We start from the raw sequence: 19,644 nt of genomic DNA on the forward strand, positions 1-19,644 counted from the left end.
AGATGATCAAAGTAGATGAAAAGGGTTTTTACGGCAAGTTTGGTGGAGCTTACATCCCCGAAATGCTGCATCCGAATATCGAAGAACTGAAAGAAAACTACGAGGCCATCATGGCTTCACAGGAATTTCAGGATGAATTCAGAGGTTTGCTGAAAGATTATGTTGGTCGTCCGACTCCACTATATTTTGCTTCCCGACTTTCGGAAAAGTATGGTGCCAAAATCTATCTCAAGCGCGAAGATCTTTGTCACACTGGCGCTCACAAGGTGAACAATACCATTGGTCAGATCATCTTGGCAAAGAAGCTTGGCAAAAAGCGGATCATTGCTGAGACTGGAGCTGGTCAGCATGGTGTGGCGACGGCGACTGTTTGTGCGCTGATGGGCATGGAGTGCACCGTTTATATGGGGGAAATTGACATCGCGCGGCAGCATCCTAATGTGGAACGGATGAAGATTTTGGGAGCAAAAGTTGTTCCTGCTACTTCAGGCTCGAAGACGCTCAAAGATGCGACCAACGAAGCCATGCGTGCTTGGATCAACAATCCTGTGGACACACATTACATTATCGGATCGGTGGTGGGGCCACATCCTTATCCAGAGATGGTAGCGAGATTTCAATCCGTGATTTCGGAGGAAATGAAATGGCAGCTGAAAGAAAAAGAAGGTAGAGAAAATCCTGATATCGTGATCGCTTGCGTAGGTGGAGGATCAAATGCTGCGGGTGCTTTTTACCATTATTATAATACTCCTGAAGTAAGGTTAGTGGCAGCGGAAGCGGCTGGGTTGGGTGTTTTATCTGGTAAATCAGCAGCGACTACTGTTCTTGGAACTCCAGGTGTTTTGCATGGATCCAAAACTATCCTGATGCAAACGGAAGACGGGCAAGTTGTGGAGCCACATTCTATTTCCGCAGGTTTGGACTATCCTGGAATTGGGCCAGTTCATGCGCATCTATTTGATGTGGGAAGAGCGGAATTCGTGGCTGTAGAAGATAAGGATGCCATGGCAGCGGGAATTGAACTCAGTCAATTGGAAGGAATTATTCCTGCAATCGAGTCAGCTCATGCGCTGCATGCCCTGAATATGATCGAATACTCCAAAGAAGATGTGATCGTAATCAATCTATCGGGAAGAGGCGATAAGGATTTGGATACTTATATTAAATGGGGTGGTTATTGATTTAGGAATTATGATTGACGATTTACGAGATTATTTTGAACCTCAAACGTGATTTATAGAATTGAGCATTTAATGAAATTAATTTCGAATGAAGAACGTCGAATGATCAAGTTCGAAGTCTCAAAACTTTCCAGCCTTACCACACTCCAACCTTTCGACCTAATATTCCAATCTTTCAATCTTTCAATTTTCCAATCAAAGCAAAATGAACCGAATACATACCTTATTTGAAACCAAAAAAGCTCGCGTGCTGTCGATCTACTTCACTGCTGGTTTTCCGGCGCTGGAGGATACCTTCCCGATCATGGAAGCTGCACAGGCTGGCGGAGCAGATATTATAGAGATTGGGGTACCGTATTCTGATCCGGTGGCTGATGGTCCAACGATTCAGGATAGCAATATGATTGCACTGGAAAATGGGATTTCTCTCAAAAAAATCTTTGATCAGCTGAAAGGCTTTCGTGCCAAAATCCACATTCCAGTAGTGATGATGGGTTATTTGAACCCAATCATACAGTACGGGATGGAAGCTTTTTGCCAGAAATGTAAAGAGGTAGGAGTGGACGGCTTGATTTTGCCTGACCTGCCTATGCAGCAATATCAGGATGATTATAAGGAGCTTTTTGAGCAGTATGGTCTGGTGAATACCTTCTTGATTTCACCACAAACCAGCGAAAAGCGTATTCGTGAAATCGACGAAAACACCAGCGGCTTCATCTATATGGTGTCCTCACACAGTACCACAGGAGCGAAAACGGGGATAAGCGAAGAGCAGATTGCCTATTTTGAGCGTGTAAAAGCGATGAATCTGAAGAATCCTAGGCTGATTGGTTTTGGGATCTCCGATTCGGAGACCTTCACCACCGCCTCGAATTATAGTAACGGCGCCATCATTGGCTCGGCTTTCATCAAGACAGTAAAAGATTCTAAAAACCTGAGCGAAGACATTCAGAAATACATTCAATCAGTCGTTAATTGAAAAATTGAAATATTCAAATATTGAAAAATTTCTCTTCCTCAAACATCGTATTTGTAATTAGGCCTCAACACTTTGAAGTGCCTCGTAATTCGTAGTTCATAAATCGTACTTAAAAATGATTATCCAACTTCAACCCGATATTTCCGACAGCCAAAAAGACAAATTGATCCTTGAGGTCAATGGGGTAGGCTATAAAACCACAGAAGTAAAAACCCAATTGGGTTCTTATCTGATTGGTATCGGTAAAAAGGAATTCGATATCCGTAAAATCGGCCAGATGGACGGTATTATCGATATTCACATCGTCTCTGATGAGTACAAGTTGGTATCGAAAAAGTGGAAAGCCAAGCCAACATCTGTTGATTTGGGTGATGGTATTTTCATTAAAGAAGGAGAAATGGCCGTGATCACTGGTCCTTGCTCCATCGAGACGGAAGAGCAAATCCGTGCTGTAGTGGCGCACTGTGTAGAGAATGATATCAAGATGATGCGTGGTGGCGTATTCAAACCTAGAAGTAGCCCGTACGCTTTCCGTGGCTTGGGATTGGATGGTTTGAAGCTATGGCATAAAATCGCCAGCGAAGCTGGAATTAAGATAGTTACCGAAGTGATGCAAACTTCGCAGATCGAAGAAATGTATCCGTACGTGGATGTCTATCAAGTGGGCGCTAGAAATTCCCAAAACTTCAACTTGCTCGATGAACTGGGAAAAGTAGATAAAGCTGTGATGATCAAGCGTGGGATTTCAGGCACGATCGAGGAACTTTTGCAGTCCGCCGAGTATGTGTTTTCAGGAGGAAATGAGAAACTGATTCTTTGCGAAAGAGGAATCCGTACTTACGAGCGAGCTTCCAGAAATACATTGGATCTGAATGCTATTCCGATTTTGAAAGCGAAATCACACCTACCGGTGATCGTGGATCCTTCGCATGGGATAGGTATTCGTGCCTATGTGCCTCAGATGGCACTAGCAGGTGTGATGTCCGGAGCAGACGGGATTATCTATGAATCTCATGAAGTTCCGGAGAAAGCTTATTCCGATGGACAGCAGACGCTTGACTTCGCCCAAAGTGCAAGACTTGCCGGCTGGATCAGAGAGAGTTTCGCGATGCGAAAAGGATTTGATTTGTTGTAAAAAGTTCTTTCAAAAACAGCAGAGTCTTTAGCCTATGAATGTTTTTGGAGCTGGGTTTATGTGCTCTTGAAAAATAAAAGAATGATTCCAGGAGGAAAGCTCAATTACTACGATGAAGCTCCTCCTGGAAATAAAAAAATTTTGTTTGGTATTTTTAGCGTGGAATTTCTGTTTCCTCCATTTCCACTGCTGCTTGCTGTAATTCCATGAGTGCAAGTGTCATAGGAGTGCTATCCCAGTAGCCATAGGCTTTTACGATTTTTCCATCTACAAACTGGGACGTGATATGTATTGGCATTTCAAAAGTTTCGCCACTTGCTGCGATTGTCCCTTTCCATAAACCCCAGAAATTCACCCATGTTTCCCCTTCGTCAGTCTCTACCATCTCAAGTTCGTCTTTATCTCTTACGAATGAGTAAGAGGATAGTGGCTCAATTGTTAGTTTTTGGCCAGCAATGATTTCTTGGATAGAGGAAGGGTTATTTTCTGTAGTATTAAAAAATATGGTAGCTCCATCTGCATAGTGAGCTGCATATTCATCCCATTCTCCATTGACATAATTTCCGATTATGGATTTAACCGTGTCAATCTCCGGAGACTGTTGTGTATAGCGTGATTTGGTAGTGCATCCAATTGTGAGTAGGAGCAATCCAAGGAAAAATACATTTTTCATAGGTGTAGTATATAAAATGTGAAACTTCAGAATTGTCTTTAATCCTAGTAAGTTGTACTTCTTCAAGCAATGTTAAAAATGAACTGGTATGAACGTATGCTATTACTGTCCCATCTACAGGAAATATTTCCCGGGGCATGTTTTAAATACAAGAAATTGATCTTCAAGTCTATCTAATTACTACATTTAGGAATGAAGCATTTTTTTTTCCTAGGTTTTTTTTTGATTTCCACTGCTGGGTTTGCGCAAATCCAAGGGATAAATGGATTTTTCCAGTACCAAGAGGTTTTTGTAGAAACAGATGATTTTCAATCGGATTACCTTGAGAAATTAGAAAATGCTGTAGCAGGGATACAAAGAGATTCCACACTTAGATTGAAAGTTCTAAATGATCTAGGATACTATTATCATACCCGTAATCTCAAGCTAGCGCTGGAATACATAGAGCAGGGATTAGAAGGAGCTAGAGCAATAGGAGATGAATATTGGGAAGGCAAGCTGATGGTTTCTCAGGGAGCTATTTTGCTGCGAATGGAGGAATTGCAATTCGCTGAGAATGTGCTCAGAGAAGCTATTCTCAAAATCCCTGAAAGAGAAACGTGGTTATTGTATACCAATTTGGGATATGTGTACGAGCGAAAAGGAATGCTCGGCGAAGCTTTTGTCTACGCTTCCAAAACCTTGGAGATTGGAGAAAAGTATGGAGATAGCAAAGCCATCGCCATGGCTTATTCCGACATGAGTAACCTTTTTTGGAAGCAGGGTAAGTTTGACGCGGCGTTGAACTATGGGCTGAAATCACTCGAGATATTTGAAAAAAGAGGTCTTAAGGATCTGGATTACGACTTTACGCTCCATTTAGTAGGGCAATACATGGTCGATTTGGATAGGCCAAAGGAAGCACTAGACTACTTCCAGCATTCAGTGCAATTGGGAGAGCGCTATGGTTTTTATAATAATCTGAGCGATACTTTTATTGCGCTAGCGAATTTACAAGCTAAAATGGGTGATTTTTCCGATGCCCATACATCAGGCTTAGAGGCGCTACGTTATGCTGAATTGCTCAACAATGATTTTATGATTATGAGGTCTTATTTGGCTTTGGGTAAAGTCAGTAATGCGTCAAGAGATTTCTTAAAGGCATCCGATTATTTGGAGACTAGTATTATTGAAGCAACTGAGAACTTTGGGGATAAATTTTATTTGAGTTTGGTCTATGAGGAGTTGAGTAAAGCCTATGAGGGTTCCGAGTCATTTCAAAAAGCCCTTACTGCTTCAAGGAAATCTGATGAACTCCGCAGGGATGTTTTTACTGCAGAGGCAGAGGAGCAAATATCCTTATTGCAGACTCAAATGGATGTAGCCCAAAAGGAAAATACCATTAAGCTTCAGGAAGCCGACTTGAGTAGAAATCGGATCCTTGAGGTTTTCTATCTGACACTTGCTGGAACTCTAGTCGTCTTTTTATTTCTGCTTTATCGAGTCTTCCTGCGAAAAAAGAAGTACAGCACACTACTGGAAAAAAAGAATGAGGAGAAAGAGTTTCTACTTAAGGAAATCCACCATCGAGTAAAAAATAATCTGGAAACCATCTCAAGCTTGCTAACGCTTCAGATTGCTAAAATCGAAGATCCAAAGTTCAAGCAAGTAATGGAAGAAACCTATACAAGAGTCCAAAGCATGGGAATGATTCACCTTAGTTTGTACAAAGAAGGTAATCTGAAGCAGGTGGAAATGAAGGGGTTTTTTGAAGGTTTGGGTAAATTTATCCTAGATACTTTTGATGCTTCGGAAAGGATTGATTTTTCTACGGAAATGAATTCTTTGGAATTGGACGTGGATGTAGCAATTCCAATTGGGCTCATAGTAAATGAACTGATATCCAATTCTCTTAAATATGCTTTCCCTAGACATAATACAGGTCAAATTTGTGTTAGCTTGAATGAACGAGATGGTAATCTTTTCTTGAAAGTTTCTGACAATGGCGTCGGGATCATGGAAAATTCCACGACAAAGGGTACCGGCTTTGGAAGCGAGTTAATTAGCCTACTAACGCGTCAATTGGACGGAGAAATGACCTTGGTGAATAACTCTGGTACTGCATTTTCTTTTGAATTTTTACTTAATAAAGCAGCATGAGTGCAACTAGAATTCTGATTGTAGAAGATGATATGATAATTGCAGCTAATATCAGTTTGCAGTTAAGTAATCTTGGTTATGAAGTCACTGGAATAGAGACCAAAGCAGAAGAGGCAGTGCATCATGCACTGGAGACTAAGCCGGATATAATCTTGATGGACATTCAGCTGAGGGGGAAATCCAGTGGGATTGATGCCGCCCATGAAATACATAAGTTCATCGATATTCCATTGATATTCCTGACTGCAAACGAGGATGATGCTACTTTTCAAAAAGCTAAAGAGACACACCCTTTTGCTTTTATTTCCAAGCCTTTTACCAAGCAGAATCTAGAAAGAACAATCGCCTTGGTAGAAGAAAGAATCAAGAAAAGTCCTTCAGATTTTTCCTCAATGGAATCATCGGTAGCTGCTCATGAGGACAGGATTTTTATCAGAAACCAAAACAGGTTGATCAAGATCATGCTTGTGGATATACTTTGGGTGGAGGCAGAAAGGAATTATTGTAAAATAATCACTGCTCAGCAATCTTATTTGGTAGTAAGTCCTCTGAATAAGCTTTGTGAAAAAATAGACCAAAGGATATTTATTCGAATTCACCGATCCTATATGGTCAACTTCTCAAAACTTGATGCTGTGGCAGATTCGCATGTAGAGCTGAATGGGAGACTTATTCCTATAGGAAAGCAATACAAGGACGAACTCTATAGATTGATGAAAAAGGTTTAATTTTTTGGCGAAAAAAGGCCTTCAAGTCCTGCTCTGCAAGCACAATGGTAGGTGCATACAAATTTTGGATGATGAACACCTATGTTCTCAAGAACTTGATTAAACTGGCTAATTTGTTTAGAGGAAGAGATCCAGCTTATCGATACCTAAGCTGAAAAACAAATTTTGATTCTTTGTCTGAGCTCAGCTGCATTCTTTCAGTAGATGGGATTTTGCTATTGTTGAGATAGTAGAATTTTTCAATGTCTTCTTGCTCGCTCCAGTACCAAGCCTGGTTACCTAAGTTACCTGAAAAAGTGATGGTGGAGGGCGTAATCATAAGTTTATTCTTGATTTGGTCCATGTAGGTCATTTCCATGGTGTTGAGATCAACTCTTAAATACCCATTCTTTTTCTTGAACCTAATAGAAAATAAGAACTCTGTGTCAGAAAGCTTTACGCCATTTGATAGATTGTAAAAGTTCTCAAAGGTATTAGCGAAACGAAGTTTTTCCAATGGCTCCATATTCGCCAATTCTTTTACATCAATAAATTGGCTGTTAAAATTCAATTCTAATTTTTCCATGCTATGGTTTCTGTATATCCAGATATATGGATAAAATGGGTTGTAGAAAACAAAGGATGAGTCATTGATGGGGATGAAAAAGTTGGTGCCTGAAAAAACTAGTTGAGTGCTTAGTTCTTCTGATGGAATAAGGGTGTTTATATAATCCATTTGATGTGAGTAATGGACAAGCCTTCCTTCTTCAGCATCTTCTCCCTGCCTCAATAAAAAAATACCTGTATGGTTAATCAAAAAGTTATTGCAAGGAATTGGAACATCAATTTCATCAAGAGTCTCTAACTCTAATGAGAAGCGTAAAATTTTTCTTCGATAACCATCAAGCACGTAAACCGTGTCTTTGAATACGGTAAAATCGTTGATTTGACTCAAACCCATCGGGCCTTCTCCAATGTCATCCCGATAAGCTAGTTGAACACCTGTCTGGTCAAACACGCGCAGGGATTTCATTAAGTTGAAATCAGAAATCAAAATATGAGAATCTGTAGTCACTAACTTATCAATCGAACCAATAGGCTCGTCACTTTGGAGAAGATTGGATGAGATGGAGCTAAAGTATTTGGATAGCTGAATAGGAGTGGCTGATTTTCTTAGACGGAATTCAGTTGATTCTTCTTTGTTCGAAGAACATGAGATGATGATTAGGATTAGAAAAAATAGGGATAGGTTTTTCATGGGAAATATATAGAATTGAATTGCTGGCTATACAGCTTCTATTACCGTGGTCTGTGTTCTCACAGACCAATTTAAGTGGTTTTATTTCCGATGGTGAAGACAGGTGCCGTGGAAAAGTTGAAAAAATAAAAAGGCTTGAAACTTATCTCTTCAGGTTTTCTGGGATTCCAACTTTTGAAAGTATTTCATTGGCTTTTTCCAGTTTCTCCGGGAATAAAACCACTTCTCTGAATTGTTCTAACTTTTTATTAAAAGTGATTACAGGGATTTTTGAGTTGTTCAACTTATCAATAGTTTTCATGGCTTTAGATGTTTTCTTTTTTGGAAATAAGAAATGCTTCATATTCTACTCCAACAGTGAAGTGTTCCCAATGGTTTCCGTTTTTCATTAACCCAAATACAACAAAATCTTTGCTTATTTCGGTAAGATTATTAGTTATTCCGATTCTGTAAAGTCTTGTTCTAGCATTAGTACTTCCTGTTGCAAAGATCATTGCTTCTGGGTGTTTATCTATAAATGCATATACTGTTGAAGCTACCGTAGTCAGTACTTTTTGGCTATCACCATTATTTGTAACCGAGAAGTCATTTATTTCTTGTGTATTTTCATCAAAATCTCCAAAAGCTAAATTATAGACATTCTCAGTGCCCGTTTCAGAGAATTGCACTAGTTTTCGAATTTCCCCCTTTGATCCTTCACTGGTGAATTCGAACACCTTAAAAGACTCTTCTGATTTGTATAAATATTTAGGCTTATTCATTTCTCCTCTGTCAAGATATTATTTTCCTCTGACATATCAAGGATGATAGAAACCTAAATATTGTGGATATAGAGTCATATGAATAGCGATGATTACTCACAAATTATCACTTAGCAAAAATCAGATAGCTAACCCAATTTACGTGACCAGTCTACTAAAGACAAGTAGAAATCGGAGTTTCCTATAACAAATAATTATATCAATTTGCCGATTTATGATCTAGCTCTAGGCCTACAGAAGTTCTAGGCTTAAATCCAGGCCACTCTTTCTTTTCTGCATTTTCATCAACTTCTAAATAGGATTTAAAGTCTTCTTTGCCTTTCAAGTGAACGCCCAGAAATGCAGTGACAAAGTGCTGGTTGATGTTATTCATTCTACGCATATCCCACACAGAATCACCATATCTTAAGTATTCATCGATACTCAAGTTTCTCTCAAGAGCTTCTGCTGGCGCCGGGTTTGGCGCTACATTGTGCCTAGCATTGATGTAGGTAAGCAGGTATCTGTCTGAGTTGACAGCGCCTTCATAAATCGCTTTGGTACCATTTTCATATCCAGAGATATCATCCAAACTTCCTGCTACGAATAGAGAAGGGATTTTGATACCAGCTAGACCTTCCTCATTCCAAACTCCACGTTGCATGCCCCATGGAGCAAAAGCTACGATGACCTTGATTCTTGGATCTATGGAAGCCTCAAACTCAGGGTTTCCCATAGTTCGTCTCGATAAGGCTTTACTTCCACCTGTCATGCCTCCAAATAGTTGAGCTGCCTGAGGACTATATCCTGCTCCAGCTACATTAACTGCCCCATAGCCACCCATCGAATAACCGATCAATGCAGTGTTATCAGCATTCACCAAGCCTTTCAGAAAGGAGTTTTCATCCTGTCCCAATCTTGCCATTTCATTAAGTATATAAAGGTCATCAAGAGACCTGTTCAAAAGAGTGCTTTGAAAACCAGCAGCGTCTCTGAAAGTTGCTTCGGTGTGATCTATTGCCACTACTACATAGCCTTTGGAAGCAAGATTCTCTGTCAAATAAGTCATTAAATACCTTGAACCTGTATATCCGTGGGAAACGATCACCAATGGAAAAGAACCATCTGCGGAGGCAGGTTTTGCATTTCTTGTTGCTCTACCGAGAAAAGTGAAAGGAATAAGAGGTCTGGTAGGCGAACCATTTTGTCCCATTACTTCATCGTAAGAAATCAATTCATTGGATGCAGCTTCTGTAGGATACCAGATTTCTACTTTCAGAGGTCTATTGTAAAGTGAGTCTGCACCTTTACCGTAATTAAGAATGTCGAGCTGGTTTTTATGAATTAAATCTAGGGTCTGTACACCTACAGAATAATCCCCTCTTGCAGCCAGTTCGGGAGCATCAGGCAGTAAGTCTCCATAAACAAATTGATTATAGGCTGTTGACTGTCCTAAGGTGATGGATAAAGTACTTATGAAAAGGAAAGATGATAGAATCGATACTAGAAGTCGGTTTTTAATCATTTGGGGTCTTAGTTTAGGTTTATGCTTCAAGATAAGAATTCCTTAGATTTACCGTGGTCTGTGTCCACACAGACCATTTTATGTGGTTTTCCGGTATGTGAAGACACAGACTAGGGCTGGCTATTCTTTATACCTGTCTTAGGTATTAGCGTTATTTTTCTATCATTTTATTAATCTTTGGCTGCACCATCCATATCCCAATTGGATAAAACCAAATCATAAAAAACTCTCCAGCAAAATCGGCAAAACTGACTTCTCTTTGCAGTTCAACTGTTTTAAAAGTCTTTGCGACAAAGTATAAAGAGTAAAAAATACAGAATATTGAAAATAAGTGTAGAGGAACAATAATGGCAAATGCAAATCCTGCTTGATCATTATTCGGCTCAATCGTACCGGTCATTAATCCGTTGGTCAAAACCCAAAGAAGCACGTTTATGATAAGCAAATAAACTAAAAGAATAAAAAATAATAATTTGAACTTCTTTACTTTCATTTTTACATTTTCAGGGATTTTACTTTGTAGTCCGATAGCTACAGACCAAAACCAACCAAAAAATACCAAACCGATTGGTATCATCAGCAGGGGATAGACCTTAAAGAAAATAAACAGGGTCGATGGGTCTGGCGCAGTCCCAGTTCCAATGCTCGAAATCATTTTCCCCATAAAAATAAATTGGAAGATCAAGGGTGCCCCAAATGTCAGTAGGAATAATTGCCAATGTTTTGCTTTTAAAAATCTGTCCGTAAGTGCCATTATTGTATCTTATTTGTGTCTATTTAAAGGGTTTTGATTTTGGTCTTTAAGACACCGTCCGAGGTTTGGGGAGCTAAAATCAGCTTAGATCACTCCCTTCACCATCAATTAATAGAAGTACAGTTGTGATTTTTTGTTTCAAATAAGGCAAGTCATTCATAATAATATCCCAGACTAGGTTGATATCAACTCCGAAATATTCGTGAATGAAAACATTCCTCATTCCTACGATTTGCTGCTATTCTATCTCAGAAAATCTATTCTTCATTTCCTTAGAAATGTGATTGCTAGCTTCTCCAATAATTTCTAGTTGCTTGATGCAAGCGAATCGCATCATTGAATTTTCTGTAAACGCATCGAAATTCACGTTATCTAGATACTGATCAATTTCTGAAATAGCATCCGCAATATGTTGCAAACGGATTTTATCACCCAACTTACCTCGCATAGATTAACTGCTTTTCATCGTCTACAATTGGTTTGATATACTTCGACAGGCCATTGGAAGAAACTAAATCAATCTTGGTGTTTAATAGCTTTTCTAATTCTAGCTGCATTTGTACAAATCCTAACCCGATGTGTTGAGAATAATCCAGGTCAACTAGAATATCTATATCACTCGTGCTGTCTGCCTGGCCTCTGGCAAAAGAACCAAATAAGTATGCTTTTAGAACTGGACGAGTTCTAAAATACTCCTTAATTACTGCTATTTTCTTTTGATCGAGATTCATAAGTTAAAGATAGGATAACTCTAGTTTTTATTGGCATTCTGATTTTATGACGTTTGATTTCGGTCTGTGAGACACAGACCGAGGCTAGAAATATTTAGGATCCTCAATTGTCCTCATTTTCCATCTCTCTTCAATATAAAGTAATTCTTGTTTCTCCATATAGATGAAGGTGTCTCAAAGTCTTTTTTTTGGGGATACTGATTCAGGTTTTTGGGACAGAGACTGAGCTCAGAAAAGGGGTTTTATTACTGAGAGACGCATCTTTTAGGTTATCCATTGGAGCAAAATATCGAAGATTTCCCATTTCCCGTTTTTTCGTTCAAAAAGAACAAGGTGTCCAGATGAGCAATCCATCTCGCAAGAGCTAATTGAGAAGTAAATCAATCCTAAATCATCCTTTTGGTAAAATCTTGACAAACTAATTTTTCCACCACTTAAGAAGTTTAAACTCCCGTTATACATTTCGTCCTCTGGAGGGAATTCATCTAACGATTTCAGTTGATATCTCCCATAGTATTTCATTTTTTCGAATGGGATTGGGAGATTGGCTCTATTTCTTTTGACTGATTGCTTTACTAGCTGTTTATATTTTGAGTACTCTGGATTATTAAGCAATGTATCAGGATTGATGCCACATGCTCTACATTTTAATCCATATAAGTAGTTCTCGGTTGCAATAAAAATGAAAGAACTATCAACTTTTCTTTCTGAAATTAATTTTAGATGTTGATTAAAATCATTTTTTTTCTTTGTGTACAGAGAGTCGGCCTCTTTGGGAGTCAGGTCGTTTCTTGAATCAATAAAAGTCTCTCTCGATGCGGGTGGAGGAGGTAGCCGAGGGTAGATGTCTTTAGGAAACCATTTTTTTTGCTCGAGTTCGTAAAGTAGGTGACTTATGATTTTGAAGTCCTCTGTTTCGCCTTGAGCTTTTACAAAAAAGCTGGTAACAAATAAAAAAAGTAATAGTAACATCGATTTCATAATACCTGTACCTATTTATTTTGTCTCAGCAATTTATATTAGTTCTTGTTTATTCCTTTTTCTTGAGAAGTGATACGGTTTCAAACTTATTCAAAATATCGAAATGGTTTGATTGAACTACTTTTAGATCTAGTGTCATTTAACCAATCTTCAAATTCCTGTACTTTGTATTCAGTTGTAAAAATTCTTTTTGGAATAATTAAAGCTGATAAATTACATAAGTAGATGTAGTAATTATACCGATCATCTAGAAACTTATCAATCTCATTGATACTAAATTTTCCTTCCGAGTTTAGGTCAAACCATTGAATATGGTCTGCACTAAACTCTAGTGTTTTTTCTCCAGTCAATCCTTGATTCTTACTGTTTTTTAGAAATTTTTCGAATGTACTCTTAAGTTTTAAGGTCATTAGCGGTTTGGCTATGAAAAAACCAAAACCAAAAAAGGGTAAACCGATAAAAAAAAGAAGATTGAAGTTCTGATCAGAGAAGATAAATAAAGTGAAGGGAAGAAAGAATAAAATGAATCCAAAATTAAGTCTTTGTTTAAACCTGAAATCCTCTTTTTCCGGTGAATACCATTCACTGAATTTGTAAAAGCTGAATAAATCATCTTTTTGAATTTCAAATTTTAGCTTCATATGGTTTTAAAAACGAATATTATCGAATTTAGGATTTAAGTCCACTTTACGAAAATAGTCAACTAAACCTGTTTCACACTTTCTACATCTTAGATTTTTTATCTTCAACCCATGATCACACTCAACCGCACAGATTCTTCCAATCCTGATTTTATAGCCCTGGTAAAGCTGCTGGATGCCTATCTAGCAGAGAAGGACGGACGAGAGCATGACTTTTACAATCAATTCAATACGATTGTAAAGTTAAATAACGTGGTGGTTTGCTCTGAAAATGGAGTTCCTGTAGCCTGTGGCGCGATCAAGGAATTTGATGCGGATACTATGGAAGTGAAGCGCATGTTTACAAAGCCGGAAGCGAGAGGGAACGGTTTGGCTTCCCGTGTATTGACTGAGTTGGAAGAGTGGGCTGCCGAACTAGGCTATAAAAATTGTGTGCTCGAAACTGGCAAAAGGCAGGTAGAGGCTGTAGCTCTATATAAAAACAAAGGCTATTCCATCATCCCGAATTATGCGCAATACATAGGGATTGAGAATAGCGTATGTTTTCGAAAAGAGTTGAAATGAGTTGTTTCCCGCAGATTGGCGCAGATAACTTACGCGGATTTACGCGGATCTTCTTAAAGATTTGTGAATTGTGTTGGATGATCGAAATTAAAATCTGAGAGAATCTGCGTGTTTTTTCAGCGTATATCTGCGGGAAATAAATCACTGTCCTAACCCAAATCAGTGATTTACTTCAAAATCTTGATCCCCACTGCTTCTACCCCTGATAATTGATCCTGTCGCATATACTGTAAGAGCGTGACACTTTTGGTACTCTGATCAAATAGGAAAGGAAGTGTGTCGTAGCGTGTGTACGAATTACCAAATCCCTCTCCCAGTGGCTCGCCGGACTTCGGGTCGAATAAAATCAGATTCACCAGCGTATTATCTAAAATCACACCTACCGAATCCTTGCTGATGATTCTAATGTAACAGTTGGAAAAGGAATAATCCTCGTTAAACTTCACTGCCACCAGATCCGGAGTATTGATCAATTCCACTTCCTGAAGATCAAAAATAAGGCTGTCCGAGACGCCCCAGTTTTGATTCGGTAAGCTTTTAAAATCCTCATAAATGCGCCCGTCTGTGCAGGCCCCACTTACGAGGATTAGTAATACAAGTAGGCAGTAATTTACCTTATTCATTCCCAGGTTTATTTGGATTAGGCCCTTGGTTTTTTCTTGGTGGAAATTTCTTCTTTCCCTGTGGTTTTGGAGCAGCGTCTCCTGCATTAGCATTCCCTGTGTTGCCTTCAGTAGGTTTTGGCTTTTGCACATTTTGCCTTTTTGGAGCTGCGTTCGGTTCTTTAGCCTGCTGCGGTTGAGGTGCTGCTGGAGCCTGTCCTGCATTTGCATCAGGATTTCTAGGCTTATTTCTGTTCTTGTTATTTCTACGCTTTTTCGGCTGCTCTCCCGCAGGTCTCTGGTTTTGAGGAGCGTTCTGTTTCGCCTCAGGTTGAGCTGGTTTTGGAGCCGGTTTGTTTGGATTCTGTTGATTACGATTGTCTCCAGCAGTCCTGTTTTGTGGACGAGGCTTTTTCTTACGCTTTGGACTTGAGTTAGCAAACTTCTTATCCAAAAGCTCCAATTCCCGAGTTGACTTAGCTGCTAAATCTTCGATCTCAGAAGCTTCGTTGTAGGTAAGCGTAAAGACCTTAATGCCTTTCTCATTCAGTGCCTGAATCTCTTTCACGCGCTCGCAAGTGATGCTATGCCAGTCGTTGTCGTTATTGTAGCTGAACCACATCAGCTTGCGGAAGATGTCCGTCTTCTGAAGTTTGGCTGGGCCAGATTCAGTTTGAAGCGGACGCTCCACGGCAGGGATATCTTTGATCGCATCCATGTAGGTGTCCAACTCGTAGTTTAGACAGCATTTAAGCCTTCCACACTGACCACTCAGTTTCCCTGGATTCAGGGAAAGATTCTGATATCTGGCAGCAGAAGTACTTACATTTTTGAAATCAACAAGCCAGGTAGAGCAGCAAAGTTCTCTACCACAAACTCCGATTCCTCCAAGCCTGCCAGCTTCCTGACGAAGACTGATTTGGCGCATTTCTACGCGAATTCTGAATTCTCCCGCCAGTGCTTTGATTAACTCACGGAAATCAACCCGATCATCTGCAGAGTAATAGAAGGTAGCTTTGGAATTATCAGCCTGATATTCGATGTCAGACATTTTCATTTTAAGCCCAAATTCATCTACAATCTGGCGACATCTATAGAGTGTAGGGATCTCTCTGTTTTGAGCTTCACCCCATTTTTCCATGTCTTTTTGATTGGCGACACGGTATATTCTCAGGATTTCATCGTCATCCCTGATTTTTCTTTTTTGCATTTGCAGACGAACAAGTTCGCCTTGAAGTGATACATAGCCGATGTGATGCCCGTTTGGGACGTCCACGACTACTGGATCACCAGTATTTAAGGCAAGAAAATCTACATTTCTGTAGTACTCTTTTCTTCCTCCTTTGAATTTTATTTCGACAATATCAAAGTTGTCTACCTCGGGAATTCCCATGTGAGATAGCCAATCGAAGACATTCATTTTATTACAATCACTCGTCCCGCAACTGCCGTTACTTTGGCAGCCTCCGGTTCCTCCTGAGGAGGTTGAGCATGTGCTACATCCAGACATAATATATAGACAGGGGCAAAGCCCTGGTTAGTTTTGGGTTTAATTACATTAAGTTCAGAATATCCATTCCGATATCCTTGCGGTAATAAGCCTGGTCCCAAGTGATTCCTTTTACAGTTGTGAATGCGTTACTCAGCGCTTCTTGTAAGGATTCACCTCTACCGGTCACGGCTATTACCCGACCACCTTGGTTGACTAATTCACCTTTGTCATTTCTGCCAGTGCCAGCATGAAAAATCTCTGCACCTACGGCAGATTCTGGGAGGGAAATGACCTTTCCTTTTTCGTAAGAACCAGGATAACCACCACTTACCATTACTACTGTAGTGGTAAAATCAGGAGAGATTTTCAATTCGTAAGAATCCAGAGTCCCCGTGCCGATTCCATGAAGCAAGGCCAAGAAATCACTTTCAATTCTAGGTAATACTGCCTCTGTTTCCGGATCACCCATGCGTACATTGTACTCAATCACTTGTGGTTCTCCATCGTTATTCATCAGGCCAATGAACAGGAATCCCTTGTATGGTATATTTTCTTTAGCTAGGCCTTCTACGGTAGGCTTCACTACCTTTTCTTCCACTTTGGACATAAATGCTGCATCTGCGAAAATCACAGGGCTTACAGCTCCCATTCCTCCGGTATTCAATCCAGTATCGCCTTCCCCGATGCGTTTATAGTCTTTCGCCTCCGGCAAAATCTTATAGTTTTTCCCATCAGTAGCCACAAATACAGAAAGCTCAATTCCCGTAAGAAATTCTTCAATCACCACCTTGGAAGATGCTTCGCCAAATTTTTTATCCAAAAGCATTTCCTTCAAGGAAGTTTTTGCCTCCTCCAGCGTCAAGCAGATCAGCACGCCTTTTCCGGCGGCAAGTCCATCTGCTTTCAATACTATAGGAAGATTTTGTTTGTCCAAATAGGCTAAACCTGCTTCCAGTTGTGCGGCAGTGAAGGTCTCATAGGCTGCAGTCGGGACATTGTTCCTTTGCATAAAGCGCTTAGAAAAGTCCTTGCTTCCTTCTAGTGTAGCTCCGAGTTGAGACGGTCCTACCACTGGGATTTCGGCAGTTTCTGGTTGAGTCAATAGGTAATCAACTATACCTTTGACCAAAGGCTCTTCAGGGCCTACGACTACTAGACCTATATTTTTTGATGTGATAAAATCTCGGATTGCATCAAAATCAGTGATGCTGATGTTGACATTGGTAGCTATGTTTTCTGTGCCGGCATTGCCTGGGGCTACATATAATTGGGTACAATTGATACTTTGTACGATCTTCCAAGCGAAAGCATGTTCTCTGCCTCCACTTCCTAATAAGAGTATATTCATTGACTCAGTTCAAGTTAATTAGCATGCTCAGAGATGAATTTGATTCGGTAGACTCGCAATTCGTCTTCTGCAAAATCTTCATCCTCCAATTCTTCTAAGGCTGCTTTAATCTGATCACTCGTAGCGTTCATGAAATAATCGTGGAGCATATCCTCCCGATCTTCATCCATGATACTCTCTATGTAGTAATCTATATTTAGTTTAGTTCCGCTATAAATGATCTGCTCTATCTCGTGAAGAAGATCACTTAAACTCATGTTGAGGTTCTCGGCGACCTCATCCAGACCAATCTTGCGGTCGATTTGCTGGATTATTGAAATTTTTACTTTAGATCTCGTTCCTGATGATTTGACTACGACATCTGAAGCGGTTTCGATCTCGTTTTCCTCTACGTAATTCGCGATCAATTTCAAGAATGAAGACCCGAATTTAACGACTTTTCCCATACCAACTCCTATGATCTGAGCTAGCTCCTCACGTGTGGTTGGATATACTGTAGCCATTTCTTCTAAAGAAGGATCCTGAAAGATGACGTAAGGAGGAAGACCTTTGGAGCGCGCGACTTTTTTTCGTTCTGCTTTTAACAGTTCGAATAGCTTTTCATCATATGCGATGCCTGCACTGATATCTAGTTCAGCCTGCCCTGTCTGTACTTCTGCTGCGAAATCATGATCATTATAGAGATTGATTTCAAAAGGTGATTCAAGAAAATCCTTGCCTTTAGGAGTGATTTTCAGCACACCGTAACTTTCGATGTCTTTTTCCAGCATATTGAGAATCATCACCTGACGGATTACTCCTATCCAGGTTTTCTCTGTGCTTTCTTTTCCCTTTCCGTAGACTGGAAGTTTGTCATGCGAATAACTCACCACGTAATCAGTTGATTCGCCTATGATCACCTTGACTAGATGCTCAAGACCAAATCTCTCGTTGGTTTGCTGGGCTGCTTCTAAAACAATGCTGACCATGTCCATTCCTTCGAAAGTCTCTCGGGCCCGCTTACAATTGTCGCAAAAGCCACAGTCATCATTCATAGTCTCTCCGAAGTAATTCAAGATGAATTTTCTTCGGCAAACACCTGTTTCTGCAAACGCTGCCATTTCCTGCAAGAGGATTCTAGCATTTTCCCGTTCGGTAACTGGTTTGTCCTTGTTGAATTTATCAAGCTTTACGATGTCTTCATATCTGTAAAACATGAGGCAATGCCCTTCTAGTCCATCACGGCCAGCACGACCAGTTTCCTGATAATATCCTTCCAAAGATTTTGGAACGTCGTAATGAATCACATAGCGCACATCAGGCTTATCAATTCCCATCCCAAATGCAATTGTTGCTACGATTACATCTAATTCTTCATTGAGGAAATCATCTTGAGTCTTGATTCTAACAGAGGAATCCAGGCCGGCATGATAAGGAGCTGCGTTGATTTGATTTACAATTAGCAGCTGTGCGATTTCCTCTACTTTTTTACGGCTGAGGCAATAGATGATTCCAGATTTCCCTTTGTGCCCCTTGATGAATTTGATCAAATCCTTCTTCGAATCATTCTTTACTTTGGGACGAATCTCATAGAAAAGATTGGTCCTGTTGAAAGAAGACTTGAATAAATCTGCCTCTTCCATCTGAAGATTGCGCTGTATATCCTGCTGTACTTTTGGTGTAGCAGTGGCTGTCAGTGCTATTATCGGTAAATCAGGTGCTATCTGAGCAATTATTGATTTGATTCTCCTGTACTCCGGACGGAAATCGTGGCCCCACTCTGATATACAATGTGCTTCATCAATGGCTACAAAACTGAGTTCTACAGATTTGAGAAACTCTACGTTTTCCTCCTTGGTCAAAGACTCCGGGGCGACATATAGTAGTTTCGTCTTTTTACTACGAACTTCACTTTTGACGCGTGCTGCTTCAGATTTATTCAGAGTAGAATTGAGGAAATGAGCATTTATTCCCAAAGCCTGCAACTGATCCACCTGATTTTTCATCAAAGCTATCAAAGGAGAAATGACTATAGCTGTCCCATCCTTGATTACGGCGGGTAATTGATAGCATAAAGATTTGCCAGCGCCCGTAGGCATTATGACGAATGTATTTCGTTTGTTAAGCAAGTTATCCACGATCAACTCCTGGTTTCCTCGGAACTGACTGAATCCAAAGATTTTTTTAAGATCTGCTTTTACTTTTTCTTCCACTT

General features: G+C 40.0%; 18 protein-coding genes and 1 pseudogene. 6 read left to right on the plus strand and 13 right to left on the minus strand.

Annotated elements, in window-relative coordinates; genetic code table 11:
- Window positions 1–2: 2 nt before the first annotated feature.
- The 3 genes from trpB (at window position 3) to ESV85_RS09065 (ending at window position 3,295) form a co-directional block, all read left to right on the plus strand.
- Window positions 3–1,181 (plus strand): tryptophan synthase subunit beta, encoded by a 1,179-nt coding sequence (trpB, locus tag ESV85_RS09055; protein WP_146916792.1) that lies wholly within the window; start codon window positions 3–5, stop codon window positions 1,179–1,181.
- A 205-nt stretch (window positions 1,182–1,386) separates the two neighbouring features.
- A complete protein-coding gene (gene trpA, locus ESV85_RS09060) occupies window positions 1,387–2,160 on the plus strand; it encodes a tryptophan synthase subunit alpha (RefSeq protein WP_146916794.1) in 774 nt (257 codons plus the stop codon).
- 115 nt (window positions 2,161–2,275) lie between these two features.
- Complete coding sequence (locus ESV85_RS09065) at window positions 2,276–3,295, plus strand: 3-deoxy-7-phosphoheptulonate synthase (protein ID WP_146916796.1); 1,020 nt, start codon at window positions 2,276–2,278, stop codon at window positions 3,293–3,295.
- A gap of 154 nt (window positions 3,296–3,449) precedes the next feature.
- Here the strand turns inward: ESV85_RS09065 and ESV85_RS09070 are convergent, their stop codons facing one another.
- Window positions 3,450–3,968 (minus strand): nuclear transport factor 2 family protein, encoded by a 519-nt coding sequence (locus tag ESV85_RS09070; RefSeq protein WP_146916798.1) that lies wholly within the window; start codon window positions 3,966–3,968, stop codon window positions 3,450–3,452.
- Window positions 3,969–4,160: 192 nt separating this feature from the next.
- Between ESV85_RS09070 and ESV85_RS09075 the strand changes: the two genes are divergently transcribed.
- Window positions 4,161–6,107: a tetratricopeptide repeat protein gene (locus tag ESV85_RS09075; RefSeq protein WP_146916800.1), complete on the plus strand. Its 1,947-nt coding sequence runs from the start codon at window positions 4,161–4,163 to the stop codon at window positions 6,105–6,107.
- On the plus strand, window positions 6,104–6,835 hold the full coding sequence (locus tag ESV85_RS09080) for a LytR/AlgR family response regulator transcription factor (RefSeq protein WP_146916802.1): 732 nt from the start codon (window positions 6,104–6,106) through the stop codon (window positions 6,833–6,835). Before ESV85_RS09075 ends, ESV85_RS09080 begins: the two co-directional genes overlap by 4 nt.
- A gap of 136 nt (window positions 6,836–6,971) precedes the next feature.
- Here the strand turns inward: ESV85_RS09080 and ESV85_RS09085 are convergent, their stop codons facing one another.
- The 8 genes and pseudogenes from ESV85_RS09085 to ESV85_RS22270 form a co-directional block, all read right to left on the minus strand.
- Window positions 6,972–8,072 (minus strand): hypothetical protein, encoded by a 1,101-nt coding sequence (locus tag ESV85_RS09085; RefSeq protein WP_146916804.1) that lies wholly within the window; start codon window positions 8,070–8,072, stop codon window positions 6,972–6,974.
- A gap of 142 nt (window positions 8,073–8,214) precedes the next feature.
- A complete protein-coding gene (locus ESV85_RS22265; RefSeq protein WP_191321974.1) occupies window positions 8,215–8,373 on the minus strand; it encodes a hypothetical protein in 159 nt (52 codons plus the stop codon).
- A 4-nt stretch (window positions 8,374–8,377) separates the two neighbouring features.
- Window positions 8,378–8,833, minus strand: coding sequence for a DUF6934 family protein (locus ESV85_RS09090; protein ID WP_146916805.1), 456 nt, complete (start codon window positions 8,831–8,833; stop codon window positions 8,378–8,380).
- 199 nt (window positions 8,834–9,032) lie between these two features.
- Complete coding sequence (locus ESV85_RS09095; RefSeq protein WP_146916807.1) at window positions 9,033–10,337, minus strand: alpha/beta hydrolase family protein; 1,305 nt, start codon at window positions 10,335–10,337, stop codon at window positions 9,033–9,035.
- A gap of 151 nt (window positions 10,338–10,488) precedes the next feature.
- Window positions 10,489–11,091 (minus strand): hypothetical protein, encoded by a 603-nt coding sequence (locus ESV85_RS09100; protein WP_146916808.1) that lies wholly within the window; start codon window positions 11,089–11,091, stop codon window positions 10,489–10,491.
- A 79-nt stretch (window positions 11,092–11,170) separates the two neighbouring features.
- Window positions 11,171–11,539, minus strand: a pseudogene (locus ESV85_RS09105) (DUF86 domain-containing protein).
- Window positions 11,529–11,822 (minus strand): nucleotidyltransferase family protein, encoded by a 294-nt coding sequence (locus tag ESV85_RS09110; protein WP_146916810.1) that lies wholly within the window; start codon window positions 11,820–11,822, stop codon window positions 11,529–11,531. The pseudogene ESV85_RS09105 and the gene ESV85_RS09110 overlap by 11 nt, the downstream one beginning before the upstream one ends.
- A 1,067-nt stretch (window positions 11,823–12,889) precedes the next feature.
- Window positions 12,890–13,213 (minus strand): YcxB family protein, encoded by a 324-nt coding sequence (locus ESV85_RS22270; RefSeq protein WP_191321975.1) that lies wholly within the window; start codon window positions 13,211–13,213, stop codon window positions 12,890–12,892.
- Between the two features lie 342 nt (window positions 13,214–13,555).
- Between ESV85_RS22270 and ESV85_RS09120 the strand changes: the two genes are divergently transcribed.
- The gene (locus tag ESV85_RS09120) at window positions 13,556–14,008 is read left to right on the plus strand and encodes a GNAT family N-acetyltransferase (RefSeq protein WP_146916814.1); all 453 of its coding nucleotides are present in this window, start codon (window positions 13,556–13,558) and stop codon (window positions 14,006–14,008) included.
- A 167-nt stretch (window positions 14,009–14,175) separates the two neighbouring features.
- Here the strand turns inward: ESV85_RS09120 and ESV85_RS09125 are convergent, their stop codons facing one another.
- The 4 genes from ESV85_RS09125 to recQ form a co-directional block, all read right to left on the minus strand.
- The gene (locus ESV85_RS09125) at window positions 14,176–14,631 is read right to left on the minus strand and encodes a gliding motility lipoprotein GldH (RefSeq protein ID WP_191321976.1); all 456 of its coding nucleotides are present in this window, start codon (window positions 14,629–14,631) and stop codon (window positions 14,176–14,178) included.
- Window positions 14,624–16,030, minus strand: coding sequence for a stage 0 sporulation family protein (locus tag ESV85_RS09130; RefSeq protein WP_146916818.1), 1,407 nt, complete (start codon window positions 16,028–16,030; stop codon window positions 14,624–14,626). Before ESV85_RS09130 ends, ESV85_RS09125 begins: the two co-directional genes overlap by 8 nt.
- 133 nt (window positions 16,031–16,163) lie before the next feature.
- Entirely contained in the window at window positions 16,164–17,450 is a 1,287-nt protein-coding gene (gene purD / locus ESV85_RS09135; protein ID WP_146916820.1) for a phosphoribosylamine--glycine ligase, read from the minus strand.
- A 14-nt stretch (window positions 17,451–17,464) separates the two neighbouring features.
- Complete coding sequence (recQ, locus tag ESV85_RS09140) at window positions 17,465–19,642, minus strand: DNA helicase RecQ (RefSeq protein ID WP_146916822.1); 2,178 nt, start codon at window positions 19,640–19,642, stop codon at window positions 17,465–17,467.
- Window positions 19,643–19,644 lie beyond the last annotated feature (2 nt).

Source organism: Algoriphagus aquimarinus, from assembly GCF_007997215.1.
Lineage (GTDB): Bacteria > Bacteroidota > Bacteroidia > Cytophagales > Cyclobacteriaceae > Algoriphagus > Algoriphagus aquimarinus_A.